Genomic DNA, 19,009 nt, shown 5'->3' with positions numbered 1-19,009 from the left:
GGGCATTCGCATCGACAAGTGGCTATGGGCTGCGCGCTTCTTCAAGACGCGCAGCCTGGCCACCGATGCGGTCGGCGGCGGCAAGATCAAGCTGAACGGCGCACCGACCAAGGCGTCGCGTGACGTCAGGATCGGCGACCGCCTGGATGTCTTCAACGGCGAAACCCGCTGGGAGGTCGTCGTCCGCGCCCTGTCGGAGAAACGCGGCCCGGCCAGCGAAGCCCGCCTGCTTTACGAGGAAACCGCGGACAGCATCGCCGCCCGCGAAGCGGAGCAGATGCGACGCAAGTTCGAGACCGAACCGGCCTCCGACATCCATGGCCGGCCGACCAAGCGCGATCGCCGGCAACTGGACCGCTTCGGCCGCTAAAGGACGAGCGCCAGGGCCAGCGGCAGGAACAGCAGCGCCGCCAGGTTGCCGATCAGCACGATGGAAGCGACACGCTGCGGCTCCTGCTTGTAGCGTTCGGCAAACAGGAAATTGAGCACGGCCGGCGGCAAGGCGCCGAACACCAGCAGCATGGCGGCGTCGCGCCCGTGCAGACCGAGCAGGGCAATCACGCCATAGGCGATGGCCATGCCCGCCAAAGGCCGCAGCAGCGCGCTGCCGACCGCCAGCTTCCACTCACCGAACGATACGTCGGTCATGCGGACGCCGAGCGAAAAGAGCAGCAACGGCACCGAGACGTCGCCCAGCATCTTGATGGCAATGACGGCCGGCTGCCAGATCGGTATCTTGAACACCGCCACCGCCAGCCCGGCAATGGCGGCAAAAACGACGGGAATGCGCCACAGCGTCAGGATTCGCGTCGTCGGATCGAGCAGGCGGGCACCGAAGGAAAAGTGCAGCGTGTTCTCGACCATGAACAGGATGACCGCCGCCGGCAAGGCCTGCTCGCCCCAGGCCAGCACGGCGAGCGGCAAGCCGATGTTGCCGGAGTTGTTGAACAGCATCGGCGGCACCAGCGTCTTCGGCTGCACGCCGCACAGGCGGGCGACCGGCCAGGCGAGCAGGCCGCAAGCCACGAGCACCAGGAAGCCGCCCAGCGCCAGGGGCGCATAAGCCGCCAGGTCGAAGGATTTGCCGGCCATCGCGGCAAAAACCAGGGCCGGCACGAAGACATCCATGTTCAGCCGGTTGGCCACTGCCATTTCGGGCTTGTGCTTGCGGCCGTAGAAATAACCGGCGGCGACGATGCCGAAGATGGGAAACAGGATCGCCAGCAGGCGGAAACTCAGGCTTTGCTCGTCCAAAAAATTTACTCGAATGAGGGGTGGCTGGCATGTCGCATTGCCGACGAAAACGGAGCCATCGGAAATCCCTCCTGGCCCCGTTCCTTCCTGTTACAGCACGTAGCGCGACAGATCCTCGTCGGCAGCGACTTCGCCGAGTTTTTCGTTAACGTAGGCCGTATCGACGCGTACCTTGTCCAGCCCGGCCTTGCCGGCGGTGAACGAGACTTCCTCAAGGAGCTTTTCCATCACCGTGTGCAGGCGGCGGGCGCCGATGTTCTCGGTCTTCTCGTTCACCTGGAAAGCGATCTCGGCCATGCGGCGTATGCCGTCGTCGGCGAATTCGATGGCGACGCCCTCGGTCTCGAGCAGCGCCTGGTACTGCTTGGTCAGGCAGGCATCGGTCTGGGTCAGGATGCACTCGAAATCGGCCACCGACAGCGAATCCAGCTCGACGCGGATGGGAAAGCGGCCCTGCAATTCCGGGATCAGGTCGGACGGCTTGGAGAGGTGGAAGGCACCGGAGGCGATGAACAGGATGTGATCGGTGCGGATCATGCCGTACTTGGTCGACACCGTCGTCCCCTCGACCAGCGGCAGCAGGTCGCGCTGCACGCCCTGGCGCGACACGTCGGCGCCTTGCGCATCGGAGCGGCTGGTCACCTTGTCGATTTCGTCGAGGAAGACGATGCCGTTCTGCTCGACCGCCCTGACCGCCTCCAGCTTGACCTCCTCGTCATTGACCAGCCTGGCCGCCTCCTCGTCGGTGAGCAGCTTGAGGGCTTCGCTGATTTTCAGCTTGCGCGACTTTTTCTTGCCGCCGCCCATGTTCTGGAACATGCCCTGGATCTGCTGGGTCAGTTCCTCCATGCCCGGCGGCGCGAAAATCTCGGCCTGCATGTTGGGCGCGGCGACCTCGATGTCGATTTCCTTGTCGTCCAGTTCGCCCTCGCGCAGCTTCTTGCGGAATTTCTGGCGGGTGGTGTTTTCGCTGCCCGCCGCCTCGGCATTCTCGGCAAAGAAACCGGGGCTGCGCGCCGGCGGCAGCAGGGCATCGAGCACCCGTTCCTCGGCGGCATCCTCGGCGCGGGCGCGCATGCCCTTCATGGCCCGTTCCCGCCCCGACTTGATGGCCATTTCGACCAGGTCGCGGATGATGGTTTCGACATCGCGGCCGACATAGCCGACCTCGGTGAATTTCGTCGCCTCGACCTTGATGAAGGGCGCATTGGCCAGGCGGGCCAGGCGGCGGGCGATTTCGGTCTTGCCGACGCCGGTCGGGCCGATCATCAGGATGTTCTTCGGCGTGATTTCCTGGCGCAGCGGCTCGGCCACCTGCGAGCGCCGCCAGCGGTTGCGCAGGGCGATGGCGACCGCCTTCTTGGCGGCATTCTGGCCGACGATGTGCTTGTCGAGTTCGGAAACGATCTCCGGCGGCGTCATGGTCGTCATTCCAGCGTCTCCAGCGTAAAATTGCGGTTGGTGTAGATGCACAGGTCGCCGGCGATCTCGAGCGACTTGGTCACGATGTCGAGCGGCGGCAGGTCGGTATTTTCGAGCAGGGCACGCGCCGCGCTCTGCGCATAGGCGCCGCCCGAACCGATGGCGACGATGCCCTGCTCCGGCTCCAGCACGTCGCCGTTGCCGGTGATGACCAGCGAGGATTCGCGGTCGGCTACCGACAGCATGGCCTCCAGCCGGCGCAAGGCGCGGTCGGAACGCCAGTCCTTGGCCAGTTCGACGGCCGAACGGACGAGATTGCCCTGGTGCTTTTCCAGCTTGGCCTCGAAACGTTCGAACAAGGTGAAGGCGTCGGCCGTGCCGCCGGCGAAACCGGCCAGGATCTGCCCCTGGTACAGGCGACGAACCTTGCGGGCGGTCGCCTTGATGACGATGTTGCCGAGGGTGACCTGGCCATCGCCGCCCATGGCGACGAGATTGCCCCGGCGCACCGACAGGATCGTCGTGCCGTGATATTGCTCCATGTTTATTCCTGAATTAAGACTTGGGAACGATGATGCGTGCCTGTTTGTTGAGGCCGACGACGGCCATCAATTCGGCAACGAGATGATTCGGACTGCGGATGACGATTTCCCGTCCGGCGGCCTTGATCGGCGCCAGGCGATTGACCAGTTGCCCGGCCGAGATGAAGTCCAGTCGGGTTACCCGCGAAAAGTCGAGGATGGGCAGGCTGTAGCGCTCGAGAACCTGGGGCAGATCCTCGAAACGACAGGCCTTGAGCTCCCCGACGAAATAATGGGCGTCGTCCGCCGGCCCCGGAGAGGCTGCCGCGGCCTTCGCCCCGGCTGGTTTGGCGGTCTCCCACGAAGGCGGCGACAGTTCGAAGGTCACGGCGTAGTCGACTGCCCGTTCCTCGAAGCGATCCTGGGTGCCATGGCGTTGCAGCAACTCCAGCAGCAGGCGCCATGCCGGCTCGTGCACCGCATCGCCGGCGACCAGACGCTCGTTCAGGCGTTCCATGAAGGCTTCGGCGCCGAGCAGGCCGACCGTCAGGGACTGCTTGCGCGCCCGCAGCAGCAGATCGGCCAGTTGCGCCGCGATTTCGTCGTCGCAGCCGATCAGCTTGGCGCAATCCACGCTGATATCGGCCTTCTGGGCGATCAGGCGGGCCAGTTCGTCGACCGGCAAGGCACTTTCGCTGGTCAGCACGCCCTGCAGGAAAACCTTGCTCACGGCCGGTCCGCCGGCAAGCGGCAGGCTCGCCGTCACCTCCTGGCTCCAGGTCGGCGGCGAGGATTCGCAGGCCTCGGCATAGTCGACACCGAGTTTTTCGAAGGCGGCGCGGTCGCCGCCGATCTGCAGCAGATCGAACAGCAGCATCCAGAAACGCTTGCCTTCCAGCCCGCGATACGAGCGCACGAAGGTCTCGAGCAAGGAGCGGGCCGCCGCGTCCTGGCCATTGGCATAGAGGACGACAACCTGCTCGACGCAGGACTGCAACGGGTCCACGTCGTGCTCGACGTCGATTCCCATCACGCTGGAATTGGTAAAGTCGCTGTCGAAGTCGTCGATACTGAAACCTTCGTCGGCCGCCGGCTCGGGCGCCGCGACAGGCGCGGGAGCGGGCGGTTTTTGCGGTGCCGCCGCCGGCGGGGAAGCGAGGGGCGCGGAGGTCGAGAATTCCAGGTCGGGCAAGGGCGCGGCCGGCGCCTTGACCGGCATCTCGACGGCCGCCTCGGCCGGTTTCGCTTCAGGCTGCGGCTCTACCGGACGCGGCCGGGCAGCAGGCCGCTCGGGCATCTTGTTGGGCTGCTTCTTGAAAAACGAAAAAACCATGACCACTCCGCATGCAGAAAGGGAGTTTTAGCACGCCGTCCGAGTTCATGCAACGATCAATCCCAGCGCCACCAGCATCATGGCCAGGATGGGTCCGAACGGCTGGTCGAGCCAAAGCGCCACGCCAAACGCGACGACATAGGCGGCCAGGCCAAGCAGCAGGGAAAGCAGCAATCCGGCACGCCAGTTCCTGGCCCGGCGGAAGGCCAGCCAGGGCGGGATGAAGACCAGCGCGAAAGCGCCCATGACCCCCAGGCTCATGGTCGCCAGTGCCAGCGCCAGCGCGGCCAGCAGGTCGAAGCCAATTTGCGTCGGCCAGGCGCGCAAGCCGCGAATCCGGAAAAAATCGGGGTAGGTGTGGGCCAGCAGCAGATGCCGGGACAGTATCCGCAAGACGCCCAGCGCGACCGGCACGCTGGCAGCGACCAGCCACAGCTGTTCGCTGCCGCTGAAATACAGCTGCCCGTCGAAGAGCGCATGCCCGAGACGCTCGGCCTGCGGCTGGTTGGCGGCGAGCAGGACGGCAACGGACCAGCCGGCGAGCAACAACACGGCATACGCCGCCCCCCCGGAAAGACGGGCGGCGAACAGCCGCTTGCCGGCGCCGGCCAGGGCCGCGGCGGCAATCCCGCCGGCGGCCGGGGGCAATCCCGCCACCAGGGCGAGCAGCGCCCCGGCGGCGGAAACATGCGAGTAGGCCAGCGCCGCCAGCCACTCGTCGCGCAAACGCAGGTAGCAGCCGAGCAGCGGCAGCAGGATCGCCAGACCCAGGCCGGTGAAGAAGGGGATCAGGAAGAGATCAGTCGCCATCGCGCGCCTCCAGCACCACCACCCGGTCGCAGGCGGCGGCGACAAACGCCGCATCGTGGCTGACCACGACGATGCCACAGCCCTCGCCCGCCCGTTCGTGCAGATGCGCCGTCAGATGGCGCACCCCGGCCGCATCGAGGTTGTTGGTCGGCTCGTCGAGCAGCACCAGGTCGGCCGGCGCATGGAGCACCGCCCACAGCGCGAGGTAGTGGCGCTGACCGCCGGACAGGCGGTCGAGGCGGATATCCACCCGATCGATCAGCCAGGGCGGCAGCCCTGCCGGCGAGGCGCCGGTCAGCCCCAGCAAATCGCGCCCCGACAACGGCAAGCCGTCGACCGGCGGCACATCCTGCGTCTGCACGGCGAGCCGGAGGCCCGCCTGCAGTTCGAGACGCCCGGAAAAGACCGAGGCCCGACCGGCGAAGGCGGCCAGCAAGGTGCTCTTGCCGACGCCGTTCGGGCCGGTCAGGCCGACGATTTCGCCGGCCTGCAGCGAAAAATCGATGGGCGACGTCGCCGGCTTGCCCCAGCCGGCCACCAGGGCCTCGGCGCGCAGCATGTCAGCGCAAGCCCTTGAGCAAGCGCTGGACCGTATCGTCGAACAGACCGAACAGATCCCTGGCCTCCGGCGTGCCGCCGACCGTATAGGGCAGCAGCACCGCCGGGATGCCCGTTTTGCCGGCGATCCACTGGCTCGCTGCCTCTTGCTGGTAGGCCGTGCGCAACACCATCCGGGCCGGGGTTGCCTGCTGCCGCGCCAGCAATGCGCCCAGATGGCCGCTGGTTGGCTCGATGCCCGGCTTCGGTTCGAGCGCGCCGACTTCCTTCATCCCCAACCAGTTCGACAGATAGACGAAAGACTGGTGATGAACCAGCACCGCCACGCCTTTCAGCGGCGCCGCCTCCTTTTCCCAACGCGCCATGGCGGCTTGCCACTTGCCGGAAAAAGCGGCAAACCCGGCCTGGTAGGCGGCCGCGTTGGCGCTATCCAGTTCGGCCATGCGCACCGCCAGCTTTTCGCCGACCTTGAGCACGTTGTGCGGATCGAGGTGGGTGTGCGGATTGCCAGCGGCATGCACGTCGCCATGCGCGCGGTCGAGCACGGCCGGAACCTCGAGGCGATTGACGAAGGCCGCTGCCTCGAAGTAACCCGGCCGTCCCGGCTGGATGGCCGGATTGCCGGAATCGCGCAGGACCAGCGGCAACCAGCCGACCTCCAGGTCGGCGCCGGCGGCGACGACCAGACCGGCCTGCCGGGCCTGCGCCAGCAAGGACGGCTTGGCCTCGATGCGGTGCGGGTCCTGGAAGGCATGGGTCGCGGTGTACAACTTCACCTTGTCACCGCCGATTTCCTTGGCCAGCGCGCCCCACTCGGGCACCGTGGCGAATACCTTGAGGTCGGCCCGGGCGGACAAGCCCGTCGCCAGCAGCAACAGGCCAATGGCTAGATATTTCATGGTGCCGCCTCCTAGAACTTGTGAGCGCCGTGGGCACCCAGGCTCATGATGTACTGCACGGTGACCTGGTTGTCGGTGATGCCGAGCATCGATTTATCCTGCGCGAATTGCAAGCGGACGCGCGAGAACTCGCTCCAGCTGTAATCGACCATCGCCGTCGCCTTTTTCGGGCGGTAATCGGCCACCGCCAGATTGGCCGCATTGGCGCCGAAATCGCGATGGCCGCTGTCGAGCTGCTCATAACGCAGGCCGGCGCGCCAGTTCGGCGTGAATTGATAGACGCTCTGCGCGTACCAGCCGGACTGCCGGGTGCGGTACAGGCTGTTCACACCGCCGGTGCAGGCGCCGGGACTGGCCGAATCGGCATCCTCGCACGAGAAGTCGCCCTTTTCGTGGCGATTGAAATACTCGGCCTGGAACTTGAAGTTCTGGTATTTCGGATTGCCGTTCGGCGCCCATTTCCAGACGAAATCGGCCAGCCAGGTCCGCGAATCGCCGGTGAACTTGCCCAGCGCCTCGACGCCGCCGACATCCTCGAAATGCCCTTCGCGCGCCTTGGCCTGGGTCGTCAGGTACGAAACGCCGGCGCGCCAGTTGTTCGACACCCCGACATCGCCGCCCACGTGCGCGAAGGCCGAAACCGCCCCGCTGCCATTCTTGTTGCGGTCCGTTCCGGGGAAACTGGCGCCGCGCCCGGCTTCGGCACCGATCTCGACGAAGGTTTCGGTCGGCGCCAGCCACTTGAACTGCACGCCGTCCTGCACGTAACTCGCCTCCGGGCCGAACATCGCCTGGTACATCAGCGGCGCGTCGGCAAAATCCCACATGTGCGGATGCTGCTCGTTGAGATAGCCGATGCCGGAACGGAAACGCCCGCCCTTCAGGCCGATGCCGTGACCCAGGCCAAGCGACTGGAACCACGCCTCCTCGACCTCGGCCTGGCCATCGACCATGGCGATGATGGCCTGGCCCCGCCAGTAGGGATCGATGTTGGCCGCCAGCACCAGTTCGGTATGGTCGACCGAGAAACCGCGCTTGCTGATCCCGGGAATGGCGCCCTCGCCATGATCGTGGCCGCCGGCCGGATAGAAACCGGTGATGCCGCGCTCCGCGACGTCCTTCATGCTCTTGTACTGCCCCTGCAGGATCAACGACACCTCGGGATTGAAACCGCTGGCCGCCGGGGTCGCCGGCTGGCGGGCCTCGCTCGCGGCGGACGGTGCCGCGGCAGGCTGCACGCTCGCCTTCGATTCGGCTTGCGCCAACTTCTTTTCCAGCGTCGCGATACGCTGTTCGTAGCTTTTCTTCATCTCGTCGATCTGTGCGCGAATGGCGGCCAGATCGGCGTTATCGGCGGCCTGGGCCGCTCCGGCGGCGGCCAGCATGGCAGCCATGGCAATGGTTTTTTGCATGGAAAACTCCTGAAAATGCATGACGACAGACCGCGCGCTCGGCAGCGGTCTTCGGAAATGACATACGAACCGGTGGAAACCGGTTTTTTCAGGCGTTGGGTGGGCCGCGCTGGCAGGCGATCGGCGCCGGGAAACTCGCTCGGCCGTGGGCCGCTTGCGTTTCCGGCACCAACGGGTGGGCCACCACCGGTGGCAGAGTCGCCACGGACGGCAGGGCGATACCGAGATCGTGCGCGGTCAGGCACAGCTGGCAGGCGTGCGTCGGCAGGGCATCGTCGTTCCCTGCCGCATGCTCGATGGCATGCGCCCCCGCCAGCAACTGGGCGAAGACGAGAACGGCAACAAGAAGGAGATGACGCAGCGGATTCACGACGACAGTTTAATCGACCTGGACGAGCAGGCCCTTGAGATATTCGCCTTCCGGGAAGTTCAATGCCACCGGGTGATCGGCCGTGCCCGACAGGCGGCGGACGATGCGCGCCTCGCGCCCGGCATCGAGCGCCGCACCGGCGACGATCTTCTGGAACAGTTCCAGCCCGATGCCGCCCGAGCACGAGTAGGTCATCAGCAGGCCGCCCGGGCGCAGCAGCCGGAAACCGAGCAGGTTGATGTCCTTGTAGGCGCGTGCCGCGCGGTCGGCATGCGCTGCCGACGGGGCGAACTTGGGCGGATCGAGGACGATCAGGTCGAAAGTCCGCCCGGCCTTGCGGAAGTCGCGCAGCGCCTGGAAGACGTCGGCTTCCAGCCACTCGGCGCGTTCGGCCGGCAAGTGCGGATTCAGGGCCAGATTGGCCCGGGCCTGGGCCAGCGCCGGCCCCGAGGAGTCGATGGACAGCACCTGGGCCGCGCCGCCGGCCAGCGCCTGCAGCGAGAAGCCGCCGGTGTAGCAGAAGCAGTTGAGGATTTCCTTGCCGGCCGCCACGCTGCGCAGCCAGGCGCGGTTGTCGCGCTGGTCGAGGTAGAAGCCGGTCTTGTGGCCGCCGACGACATCGACGGCCAGCTGCACGCCGTTCTCGTCGATGCTCAGGCCGCCCGCCGGCGCCTCGCCGTGCAGCCAGCCGACGGTCGGCTCCAGCCCTTCCAGGCCGCGCACGTCGGAATCGGAACGCTCGTAGATGCGGGCGCAGCCGGTGGCCTTGGCCAGGCCGGCGACGATGGCCTTGCGCCACTTGTCGGCGCCGGCCGACGTGAGCTGCACCACCACCGTGTCGCCGTACTGGTCGGCGATGATGCCGGGCAACCCGTCGGATTCGGCATGGATCAGGCGCAGGCCCTGCTGCCCCTTCAGTTCCGGCAAGGCCTGGCGGCGCGCCACGGCGGCCGCGATCTTGCGCTTGAAGAAGGCGTCGTCGATCGACTCATCGGGATCGAAGGTCCAGAAACGGGCGCGAATCTGCGATTGCGGGCTGTACGCCGCGCGGCCCAGCGGCCGCAGGTTGTCGGCCAGCACTTCGACGGTATCGCCCGGCCGGGCACGGCCTTCGAGCCGTCCGACCGACCCGGCGAACAACCACGGATGATGCTGCTTGAACGCCGAACGTTCCTTACCCGGCAGAAGAATCAATTGCGCCATGTTTTCCCGACCTCAAAAGCAAGAAGCCCCGGTTACCTTGCAGCAACCGGGGCCCTGATAAGCCTGTTAACGCTTAGGCGCCCAGTGCCTTGCGGTTACGCTGATGACATTCGGCAGCGTACATGGTCTTGAACATGGTCTTGCCATCGCCCTTGAACAGGCGCTTGGTGGACTTGGAAACGCAGCGGCGTTCCAGGGAAGAACGGCGGTTACGGTTGATGGCCATGAAAACTCCTTGAATCCGGCGATTTTTCGAAACCGTCAATCATAGTGGGTAGACAAACAAACGTCAATTGAGGGTTGATTTTTCGGATGTTTTGCCCTCATTCACCGATGACCGCCGCCGCATCCGCCACCGGCACGCGCGCCGAAACGGCATTCAGGGCAATCTTGTGGATCATCTCGCTGACGCTCGCGCAACAATCGCCGAGGACAGTGACCTTGTACTTCTCCGCCGATTTCGAAATGGCCGTATGGGTGACGCAGTTCTGGGTCATCATGCCGCAGATCAGCAGTTCGTCGACGCCCAGACGGACGAGTTCCCGCTCCAGCGCCGTATTGAGAAAGCTGTCGGCGAAGGACTTGGTGACGAGAACCGCCCCCGGTGCCGCCGCCAGAATGCGCGGATGCACCTCGACCCCCGGCGTGCCGGCATTGAAGAACGGCGCAATGCCCTTGCCGGCGTCGGCGACGTGCTGGACGACGATGACCGGAATGCCCCGCGTATTCGCCCGGGCAATGGCCGATTCGACCTTGCCCAGGGTTTCCTCGGCTTGCCACAACGGGAATTTGCCATCGGAAAAATAGTCGTTCTGCAGATCGATGACGATCAGGGCGCGTTTGTTCGCAGCGGTCATGATGCTCTCCGGTATGTTTGACGAGGCTTCATTCTGGAGAAAGCGCAGGCAGGCAGGAAGTGGCCCGAATGACAATATGCGACAATATCAGGCCACACCAAGCCTGTCTGTCGTACCATGCGCCACGCCATTGCCATTGTCGCCTTCGACCGCATCAGCCCCTTCCACCTCTCGGCACCCTGCGTGGTGTTCGGCGACCCTCACCCGGGCGTGCCGCCTTTCGAGTTTGCGGTCTGCGCCCCCCAGCCGGGCCGGCTGGCGACAACCTCCGGCTTTTCCATCGTCGTCGAGCACGGCCTCGACAAGCTGCTCACGGCGGACACCGTCATCGTGCCGAGCTGGCGCGACCCGGCGGAGCAGGCTCCGGCCGCCCTGCTCGCCGCCCTCGTCGCCGCCCACGCGCGCGGCGCGCGGATCGTCGGACTCTGCCTCGGCGCCTACGTGCTGGCCCAGGCCGGACTGCTCGACGGACGCGCGGCGACGACCCACTGGGCCTATGCCGAGGATTTCGCCCAACGCCACCCTGGGGTCCGTCTCCATCCCGACGTGCTTTATCTTGAGGATGGCAATGTATTGACCTCGGCCGGCACCGCCGCCGCCATCGACTGCTGCCTGTACATGCTGCGCCAGCAACTGGGGGGAGAAATCGCCAACAGCGTGGCGCGCCGGCTGGTCGTTCCACCACATCGCCAGGGCGGGCAGGCCCAGTTCATCGCGCAACCGCTGCCGGCAAACGCCACCGACACCCGCCTCTCAGGCCTGCTCGACTGGGTGCGCGCCCACCTCGACCAGGCGCATACGCTGGACAGCCTGGCGACGCAGGCGACAATGAGCCGCCGGACCTTTACCCGTCACTTCCGCCAGATGACCGGCGCAACGGTAGGGGCCTGGCTGCTCGGCGAACGCCTGGCGCTGGCCCAGCGCCTGCTGGAATCGAGCGCCCATTCGGTGGAAGTCGTGGCGAGCCTGGCGGGATTCGGCTCGGCCGTTTCGCTGCGCCAGCATTTCCGCGCGGCCTTCGGCATCTCGCCGGTGGCGTGGCGCCGGACATTCAGGGGCGATTAACTGCCCTGTTTCGCCTTGGCCCGCGGATGGGCGGCATCGTAAACCTTGGCCAGGTGCATGAAATCGAGATGGGTATAGACCTGGGTCGAGGCGATGCTGGCGTGACCGAGCATTTCCTGCACCGCCCTCAGGTCGCCCGAGGATTGCAGGACGTGCGACGCGAAGGAGTGGCGCAGCATGTGCGGATGAACGTGGGCGGGCAAGCCGAGCAGCACGGCGCGGCGCGCCAGGCGGGATTCGACCATGCGCGGACTGATGCGGGCGCCGCGCACGCCGACGAACAGGGCCTTCTCGTCCGGCCGGGCCAGCTCACCCCGGAGCGCGCCCCAGGCGGCCAGGGCCTCCCGCGCCTTGCGGCCGACCGGCACCAGGCGCAACTTGCTGCGCTTGCCGAGGACGCGGATTTCACCGTCGCGCAGCACGTCATCCAGCACGTCGCCATTCAGGACGACCAGTTCGGCCAGACGCAGGCCGGAAGAATAGAACAGCTCGAACATCGCCAGATCGCGCGCCGCCTGCAGCGGATCGTCGTCTTCCACGGGTTCCAGTAGACGCGCCGTTTCGTCGACCGACAAGGCCTTGGGCAGCAGGCGGGGAGATTTCGGCGGACGGATGCCTTCGCAGGGATTGGCCGGCACCATGCCGCGCTCGCCGAGCCAGCGGAAAAAGCCTCTCCAGGCCGAGAGCAGGCGGGCCAGCGAGCGGCCGGCCAGGCCCTGGGCGTGCAATTGGGCGACAAAACGGCGGACATGATGCACCTGCACGCCGGCCAGCGGAATATCGCCGGCGGCGGCCAGCAGCTTGCCGAGGTCGCGCCGGTAATTCGCCAGGGTGTGCGGCGACATCCGGCGCTGGTCCGAGAGTTCGGCCAGCCAGGCGTCGACCGCCGCAACGGGGCTCACAACACGCTCTTGGTCACCCGGGCGAGAGCTGCGGAAACCATCTCGCCGAGGCGTTCGAGATAGAGGGTACCCATGTCGGTATAGAAGCGCTGCATGTCTTCGCTGCCGAGCGCGATCATGCCGATGGTGCCACCTCCGTTGCGCAGGGCGATCAGCGCCTGCGAGCGGATATGGGAAGCATGCTCGCCAAACCACGAGGCGGTGCCGAAACCGGCCGTCGAACCGCAGTACGGGCGAGCCAGGGTTTCGGCGAAAACCTGCAGTTCCTCACTGACCGCCGCGAACTCGGGCAGGTCCTCGATGCCTTCCGGCTTGTCCCACAGACGCAGGGCGACGTGCGGCACGGAAAAGTCGTCGCGCAGGTGGAAATTTAGCAGATGGATGACCGCCTGGAAGGTTTCGGCGGCGACCAGCGCCACGGCCAGGCGATGCACCTTTTCGCTGATCGCATCGTTTTCCTCGCCGAAGGCGATCAGTTCGGCCAGCTTGCTTTCGGTCGCCCGGTTCTTTTCGCGCAGCGTCAGCATCTGGCGCTCGGCCAGCGACACGGCGCGGCCGCCGTGCGGATGCGGCACGAAGATCTGCGCCATCAGGTCGGCGTACTGCTCGAAAAAGCTCGGGTTGTTCTTCAGGTAGTCCGCAATTTCCTCGGGGAACATGGCGCTCATAATTCGATTTCTCCAGTGAATACGGTGACCGCCGGGCCGGTCATCAGGACCGGTCGGCTGGGGCCGCCCCAGGCGATGCTCAGGTCGCCGCCACGGGTCGTCACGCGCACCGGCGAGTCGAGCAGGCCGCGGCGGATGCCGGCGACCGCGGCGGCGCAGGCGCCGGTGCCGCAGGCCATGGTTTCGCCCGAGCCGCGCTCGTAGACGCGCAACTTGATGGCATGGCGGTCGACGATCTGCATGAAGCCGGCGTTGACCCGCTTGGGGAAACGCTCGTGACGCTCGATCAAGGGGCCGTGCCGGCCGACCGGGTGGGTATCGACGTTGTCGACCACCTGCACGGCATGCGGGTTGCCCATCGAGACGACGCTGGTTTCCAGCGTTTCGTCGGCCACGTCGAGCAGGTGAATGATCACGTCGTCGTCGGCCATGAACGGAATCTCGGCCGGCAGGAACCGCGGCTCGCCCATGTCGACGGTGACGTTGCCGTCGGCTTCGAGGCGCGGCTCGATGATGCCCTTCAGGGTTTCGACGCGAATCTGGCGCTTTTCGGTCAGCCCCTCGTCGTGCACGAAACGCACGAAGCAGCGCGCGCCGTTGCCGCACTGCTCGACTTCGCCGCCGTCGGCATTGAAGATGCGGTAGCGGAAGTCGATGCCATCCTGCGCCGTTTTTTCGACCAGCAGAATCTGGTCGCAGCCGACGCCGAAATGGCGGTCGGCCAGGTAAACCAGTTGTTCCGGACTCAGGGAAAGCTGTTGGCGCACGCCGTCGAGGACCACGAAATCGTTGCCCAGACCGTGCATCTTGGAGAATTTGAGTTTCACGTGCCGCTCCGCTGAATGATCCTGAAAATCATAGCAGACACAGCACGTTGCCCAAAATTCTTAAAGCTTCTTCTCCATCACGTAATCGTCCATCACGTAGCCGTGGCCAATGTCGTCCACGGTGACTTCGCGAACGACGAAACCGTATTTCTTGTACGAGTCGATGGCATTCACGTTGCGCTTGTTCACCTGCAGGATGACGCAAGGATAGCCTTCGCGCTTCGCCCGCAGCGCCACGTTGGCGATCAGCTGGCCGCCGACGCCGCGCCGCTGGACGTCCGGATGGATGTAGAGCTTGTCGAGCTTGAATTCGCCCTTGTAGATTTCGCTGAAGGCGAAGCCGATGCGCCGGCCGTCGACGAAAGCCTGGTCCAGCCACTTGTGCAGGTCTTCCAGATCGTCGTACAGGCGCTCGTGGCCGTAGCGCTGCTCGAGCATGAAGTCGATCTGTTCCTGGGTGATGATGCCGGGATAGGTAGCCTGCCAGATTTCGCGGGCCAGCGCCGCAATCGCCGGCACATCGGGCGGCGTCACGGGACGGATTTCGACGTTCAGGTTGCTGTTCATTTATAAAACCTCTGTTCTCCGGGTGGCCGGGTCTTGAAGCGCTTGTGCAACCAGAAATACTGCTCCGGCATGCGCAGTACCTGGCTTTCGATAAACTGGTTCATGAATTCGGTATCGGCCTCGACGCTGTCGCCGGGGAAGTTCTCCCAGGGCGGCATGACTTCGACCTCGTAGCCGTCCTCGACCTGGCGCGTGATGCAGGCCACCACCCGCGCGCCGGTCAGGCGCACCAGGCGGGACAGCGCCGGGATGGTCGCAGCCGGCACACCGAAGAAGGGGACGAAGATCGACTCCTTCGGGCCGAAATCCATGTCCGGCAGGTAATAGAACGGGTGTCCCTCCTTCATGGCCTTGACGATCTTGCGCATGCCGTCCTGCCGCGACAACAGCACAGCCGGATTGAAGCGCATCCGTCCATCATAAAGCAGCCGGTTGAGCACCGGATTTTTCTGGTTCGAGAACACGCTGCAGCCGACCACATACATCGAGATTCGCGTCGCGCCGGCATCGAGCCCGACGAAGTGCGGCGACAACAAAATCACCGGCCGGCCCTCGGGGTCGGTCAGATGCTCGGTACCGCGGATACGGATGATGCGCTCCAGGCGTTCCCTGGAAGCCCACCAGCCCAGGGTGCGGTCGAGCACGGCCTGGGCGAAAGCCACGAAATGCCGGCGCGCCAGGGCTTCGCGCTCGGCTTCGGTTTTCTCCGGAAAACACAGGCGCAGGTTGGTCAGCGCCACCTTGCGCCGCTCGCGGCCCAAAGCGTAGAGCAGGCGCCCCAGGCCCCGGCCGAGCGCCCGCAGGAGGGGCAATGGCAACCAGTGCAACAGCCACAGGAAGCCAACAAGGATGTAGGTAAAGAAGACTTTCAAGAATCACTCCGCCGGCGGCGCTTCGGCGCCCCCCGGCCGTTTGTAGCGGTTGTAGCCCCACAGGTATTGGCTCGGACACTGGCGGATCAGGGCCTCGATCTCGTGGTTGATCTGCTGCGCCCGCTCAATGGTCGGACCACTCAAGGGCGCGCTCGGCTGTGCGAAATGGATGCGGAAACCGCGCCCCCCGGGCAGGCGCTCCCCCCAGGTGAGCAGCGAAACGGCATCGGTCTCGGTCAGGCGGGCGGCCAGCGTCATGGTGTAGGCGTAGCGCCCGAAAAACTTCAGCCACACGCCCTCGCCGGTCTTCGGAGCCTGATCGGGCAACATGCCGACCATCTGCCCCTTCTTCAGCGCCTTGATCAGCGCCCGCACGCCGGACAGGTCGGCCGGTGCCAGGTGCAGGTGCTCGCGCTTGCGGCCCATCAGGATCAAGTCATTCGCGGCAGCCGACTTGGGCTCACGATAGAGCACGGTGATATCGCCAAAGGACGAAAGATACTGGGCGGTGATTTCGAAGCAGCCGAGGTGCGGGGTCAGGAAAACGATGCCCTTGCCGGCCTGGCGCGCCGCCTCGACCAGTTCCCAGCCGACCACCTCGGCAACCAGCGGCACGGCCTCGTCGAGCGGACGCATCCAGATGCGCGACAGCTCGACCATCTGCTTGCCGGTTTCGGCAGCGACGGCGCCGCGAATGCTGGGATCGATGCCGGCCTGTGCCAGGTTCTCCTGCACATGCCGACGATAGGTCGGCGACAGCCAGTAGATCAGCCGGCCGAGCAGCCCGCCAAGGGCATGCAACACGCACAACGGGAGCAGGGAAAGGAGGCGAAAGAGAAAAACCATGAAACCCCGGGGGTTGATTCCCCCTGAGAAAAGGTTACCATTATCCAATCGCCGAGTTAAAGAGACAACTTGCGGGGCGATTCACAAATTCTGCTAAAGCGTCGCCCGCTCGTGGTCCAAGGCAGGTAACGCCGGACTGAAGGACCACTGGAGCATTTCATGAGCGATTACCTCTTCACCTCGGAATCTGTCGGCGAAGGCCATCCCGACAAGGTTGCCGACCAGATTTCCGACGCCATCCTCGACGCCATCCTGGCCCAGGACAAGCATTCCCGCGTCGCCGCCGAAACTCTGTGCAACACCGGCCTGGTCGTGCTGGCCGGTGAAATCACCACCTCCGCCAACGTCGACTACATCCAGGTCGCCCGCGACACCATCAAGCGCATCGGCTACGACAACACCGACTACGGCATCGACTACAAGGGCTGCGCCGTGCTCGTCGCCTACGACAAGCAGAGCCCGGACATCGCCCAGGGCGTCAATGCCGCCTACGACGACAACCTCGGCCAGGGCGCCGGCGACCAGGGCCTGATGTTCGGCTACGCCTGCGACGAAACTCCGTCGCTGATGCCGCTGCCGATCTACCTGTCGCACCGCATGGTCGAGCGCCAGGCCATGCTGCGCAAGGACGGCCGCCTGCCGTGGGCCCGCCCCGACGCCAAGTCGCAGGTCACCATCCGCTACGTCGATGGCAAGCCGCACTCCATCGACACCGTCGTGCTGTCCACCCAGCATTCGCCGGATATCAGCCTGGAAGACCTGCGCGAAGCGACCATCGAACAGATCATCAAGCCGGTGCTGCCGAAGGAGCTGATCAAGGGCGACATCAAGTTCCTGGTCAACCCGACCGGCCGCTTCGTCGTCGGCGGCCCGCAGGGCGACTGCGGCCTGACCGGCCGCAAGATCATCGTCGACACCTACGGCGGGGCCGCCCCGCACGGCGGCGGCGCCTTCTCCGGCAAGGATCCGTCCAAGGTCGACCGTTCCGCCGCCTACGCCACCCGCTACGTCGCCAAGAACATCGTCGCCGCCGGCCTCGCCTCGCGCTGCCTGGTGCAGGTTTCCTACGCCATCGGCGTCGCCGAGCCGACCTCGATCATGGTCGAGACCTACGGCACCGGCAAGGTCAGCAACGAGACCCTGACCGCGCTGGTCCGCAAGCACTTCGACCTGCGTCCGAAGGGCATCGTCAACATGCTCGACCTGCTGCGCCCGATCTACCAGAAGACCGCCGCCTACGGCCACTTCGGCCGCGACGAACCGGAATTCACCTGGGAGGCCACCGACCGCGCCAACCTGCTGCGCTCGGATGCCGGCCTGTAAGACAACAGCTTTGTGAAGTTTTGCAAGAGGGGAGCCCATGCGGCTCCCTTTTTCGTTAAAATCATCAAATATGTTGAAGAAAATCCCTGTCGAACGACTGGTGCTGGGCATGCACCTGCAGGCCTTTTGCGGCGCCTGGCTGGACCACCCGTTCTGGCGGACCCGGTTCGTCCTGACCGACCCCAACGATCTGATCCTCATCGTGGAAAGCCCGATCAAGGAGGTCTGGATCGACGTTGCCAAGGGTATCGACGTCGTCGCCGACGCGGGCGAAGAGACGAGCGGGATTGTCAGCGCCGAGGTCATCCCGGTCGAGCAACCCGTCGTCCAGGAAAAAGCCTCGTTCAGCGATGAGGTCAAGCGCGCCTCCCGGATTGTCGCCAAGGGCAAGGAGGCCGTCGTTTCGATGTTCCAGGAAGCCCGCATGGGCAAGGCCATCGAAGCCGACGCGGTCGCCCCGCTGGTCGAGGAGATCTCGAATTCCGTAATGCGCAACCCGGGCGCCCTGATCAGCCTGGCCCGCCTGAAGACTGCGGACGACTACACCTTCATGCACTCGGTCGCCGTCTGCGCCCTGATGATTGCGCTGGCCCGCCAGCTCGACCTCGACGAACGGCAGGTCAAGGAGGCCGGCATGGCCGGCCTGCTGCACGACCTGGGCAAGGCGATGATTCCGCTCGACGTCCTCAACAAGCCGGGCAAGCTGACCGACGCCGAGTTCGACCTGGTCAAGACCCACCCCGAAGAAGGCTACAAACTGCTGCTCGAAGGCCAGGGGGTCAGCGACATCACCAAGGACGTGTGCCTGCATCACCACGAAAAGATCGACGGCAGCGGCTACCCCAAGGGCCTGACCGGCGAGACGATGAGCCTGTTCGCCAAGATGGGCGCCGTCTGCGATGTTTACGACGCGGTCACCTCCAACCGCCCCTACAAGGCGGGCTGGGATCCGGCCGAATCGATCAAGCGCATGGCCGAGTGGAAGGGGCACTTCGATCCCACCGTCTTCCAGGCATTCGTCAAGAGCCTGGGCATTTACCCGATCGGCTCGCTGGTCAAGCTGGCCTCGGGCAAGCTGGGCGTCGTCATCGAGCAGGGCGAGCAGTCGCTGCTCAAGCCCAGGGTCAAGGTCTTTTTCTCGACCAAGTCGCAAGCCTACATCAAGCCGGAAATCGTCGACTTGGCCCGCAGCCCGGAAAAGATCGCCGGCCGCGAAGATGCCGCCAAGTGGGGCATCAAGGATATCGACCAATACTGGGCCGGCGACAAAGGCTGAATTCCGGCCCGAAAACGGTTTATA

The 19,009-nt window shown here is 65.3% G+C and carries 22 protein-coding genes; 4 read left to right on the top strand and 18 right to left on the bottom strand.

The features are described 5' to 3' along the window. Positions 1-4 precede the first annotated feature (4 nt). A complete protein-coding gene (locus Q0P59_RS13140) occupies positions 5-370 on the top strand; it encodes an RNA-binding S4 domain-containing protein (RefSeq protein WP_295006993.1) in 366 nt (121 codons plus the stop codon). Here Q0P59_RS13140 and Q0P59_RS13135 read toward each other — a convergent pair. The 12 genes from Q0P59_RS13135 to Q0P59_RS13080 all read right to left on the bottom strand — a co-directional run bounded on the left by Q0P59_RS13135 (position 367) and on the right by Q0P59_RS13080 (position 10,639). Beyond that, the gene (locus Q0P59_RS13135) at positions 367-1,254 is read right to left on the bottom strand and encodes an AEC family transporter (protein WP_295006946.1); all 888 of its coding nucleotides are present in this window, start codon (positions 1,252-1,254) and stop codon (positions 367-369) included. The two genes, Q0P59_RS13140 and Q0P59_RS13135, sit on opposite strands and share 4 nt — an antisense overlap. A gap of 90 nt (positions 1,255-1,344) precedes the next feature. Next, positions 1,345-2,685 (bottom strand): ATP-dependent protease ATPase subunit HslU, encoded by a 1,341-nt coding sequence (gene hslU / locus Q0P59_RS13130; RefSeq protein ID WP_295006944.1) that lies wholly within the window; start codon positions 2,683-2,685, stop codon positions 1,345-1,347. Beyond that, a complete protein-coding gene (gene hslV / locus Q0P59_RS13125) occupies positions 2,682-3,218 on the bottom strand; it encodes an ATP-dependent protease subunit HslV (RefSeq protein ID WP_295006942.1) in 537 nt (178 codons plus the stop codon). The genes hslU and hslV overlap by 4 nt, the downstream gene beginning before the upstream one ends. A 13-nt stretch (positions 3,219-3,231) precedes the next feature. Further along, on the bottom strand, positions 3,232-4,530 hold the full coding sequence (locus tag Q0P59_RS13120; protein WP_295006940.1) for a hypothetical protein: 1,299 nt from the start codon (positions 4,528-4,530) through the stop codon (positions 3,232-3,234). Between the two features lie 45 nt (positions 4,531-4,575). Then, complete coding sequence (locus Q0P59_RS13115) at positions 4,576-5,340, bottom strand: metal ABC transporter permease (RefSeq protein ID WP_295006938.1); 765 nt, start codon at positions 5,338-5,340, stop codon at positions 4,576-4,578. Beyond that, the gene (locus Q0P59_RS13110; protein ID WP_295006936.1) at positions 5,330-5,899 is read right to left on the bottom strand and encodes an ATP-binding cassette domain-containing protein; all 570 of its coding nucleotides are present in this window, start codon (positions 5,897-5,899) and stop codon (positions 5,330-5,332) included. Before Q0P59_RS13110 ends, Q0P59_RS13115 begins: the two co-directional genes overlap by 11 nt. Position 5,900: 1 nt before the next feature. Then, positions 5,901-6,797, bottom strand: a complete 897-nt coding sequence (locus Q0P59_RS13105) for a zinc ABC transporter substrate-binding protein (RefSeq protein WP_295006934.1) — start codon at positions 6,795-6,797, stop codon at positions 5,901-5,903. 11 nt (positions 6,798-6,808) lie between these two features. Further along, a complete protein-coding gene (locus Q0P59_RS13100) occupies positions 6,809-8,209 on the bottom strand; it encodes a TonB-dependent receptor (protein WP_295006932.1) in 1,401 nt (466 codons plus the stop codon). Positions 8,210-8,297: 88 nt separating this feature from the next. Next, the gene (locus Q0P59_RS13095; RefSeq protein ID WP_295006930.1) at positions 8,298-8,579 is read right to left on the bottom strand and encodes a hypothetical protein; all 282 of its coding nucleotides are present in this window, start codon (positions 8,577-8,579) and stop codon (positions 8,298-8,300) included. A 9-nt stretch (positions 8,580-8,588) separates the two neighbouring features. Further along, a complete protein-coding gene (locus Q0P59_RS13090) occupies positions 8,589-9,782 on the bottom strand; it encodes a class I SAM-dependent rRNA methyltransferase (RefSeq protein ID WP_295006928.1) in 1,194 nt (397 codons plus the stop codon). A 73-nt stretch (positions 9,783-9,855) separates the two neighbouring features. Then, positions 9,856-10,008: a hypothetical protein gene (locus Q0P59_RS13085; RefSeq protein WP_157274975.1), complete on the bottom strand. Its 153-nt coding sequence runs from the start codon at positions 10,006-10,008 to the stop codon at positions 9,856-9,858. A 97-nt stretch (positions 10,009-10,105) separates the two neighbouring features. Then, positions 10,106-10,639, bottom strand: coding sequence for a cysteine hydrolase family protein (locus Q0P59_RS13080; protein WP_295006924.1), 534 nt, complete (start codon positions 10,637-10,639; stop codon positions 10,106-10,108). 117 nt (positions 10,640-10,756) lie between these two features. On the opposite strand from Q0P59_RS13080, the gene Q0P59_RS13075 reads away from it, so the two are divergent. Next, positions 10,757-11,704, top strand: a complete 948-nt coding sequence (locus tag Q0P59_RS13075; protein WP_295006923.1) for a helix-turn-helix domain-containing protein — start codon at positions 10,757-10,759, stop codon at positions 11,702-11,704. On the opposite strand, the gene xerC is transcribed toward Q0P59_RS13075, so the two are convergent. From xerC to Q0P59_RS13045, 6 genes are read right to left on the bottom strand one after another with little or no spacing between them, the layout of a single operon-like run. Next, complete coding sequence (gene xerC / locus Q0P59_RS13070) at positions 11,701-12,606, bottom strand: tyrosine recombinase XerC (protein WP_295006921.1); 906 nt, start codon at positions 12,604-12,606, stop codon at positions 11,701-11,703. The genes Q0P59_RS13075 and xerC overlap by 4 nt on opposite strands. Then, a complete protein-coding gene (locus Q0P59_RS13065; protein ID WP_295006919.1) occupies positions 12,603-13,274 on the bottom strand; it encodes a DUF484 family protein in 672 nt (223 codons plus the stop codon). Before Q0P59_RS13065 ends, xerC begins: the two co-directional genes overlap by 4 nt. Beyond that, on the bottom strand, positions 13,271-14,101 hold the full coding sequence (dapF, locus tag Q0P59_RS13060; protein WP_295006917.1) for a diaminopimelate epimerase: 831 nt from the start codon (positions 14,099-14,101) through the stop codon (positions 13,271-13,273). Before dapF ends, Q0P59_RS13065 begins: the two co-directional genes overlap by 4 nt. Positions 14,102-14,161: 60 nt before the next feature. Next, the gene (locus Q0P59_RS13055; RefSeq protein WP_295006915.1) at positions 14,162-14,668 is read right to left on the bottom strand and encodes an N-acetyltransferase; all 507 of its coding nucleotides are present in this window, start codon (positions 14,666-14,668) and stop codon (positions 14,162-14,164) included. Further along, positions 14,665-15,540 carry a lipid A biosynthesis acyltransferase gene (locus Q0P59_RS13050; RefSeq protein ID WP_295006913.1) on the bottom strand — a complete coding sequence of 292 codons (876 nt, stop codon included), beginning with the start codon at positions 15,538-15,540 and terminating at the stop codon, positions 14,665-14,667. The genes Q0P59_RS13055 and Q0P59_RS13050 overlap by 4 nt, the downstream gene beginning before the upstream one ends. Before the next feature lie 3 nt (positions 15,541-15,543). Next, positions 15,544-16,386 carry a lysophospholipid acyltransferase family protein gene (locus Q0P59_RS13045; protein WP_295006911.1) on the bottom strand — a complete coding sequence of 281 codons (843 nt, stop codon included), beginning with the start codon at positions 16,384-16,386 and terminating at the stop codon, positions 15,544-15,546. A 159-nt stretch (positions 16,387-16,545) separates the two neighbouring features. On the opposite strand from Q0P59_RS13045, the gene metK reads away from it, so the two are divergent. Together metK and Q0P59_RS13035 are read left to right on the top strand one after the other, a co-directional pair. Continuing rightward, entirely contained in the window at positions 16,546-17,709 is a 1,164-nt protein-coding gene (metK, locus tag Q0P59_RS13040) for a methionine adenosyltransferase (RefSeq protein ID WP_295006909.1), read from the top strand. 70 nt (positions 17,710-17,779) lie between these two features. Beyond that, positions 17,780-18,985, top strand: a complete 1,206-nt coding sequence (locus Q0P59_RS13035) for an HD-GYP domain-containing protein (RefSeq protein WP_295006907.1) — start codon at positions 17,780-17,782, stop codon at positions 18,983-18,985. Positions 18,986-19,009 lie beyond the last annotated feature (24 nt).

Source organism: uncultured Dechloromonas sp. (assembly GCF_945957265.1).
Classification (GTDB): Bacteria; Pseudomonadota; Gammaproteobacteria; order Burkholderiales; family Rhodocyclaceae; genus Azonexus.
This window is presented reverse-complemented; position numbering and strand designations above follow the sequence as displayed.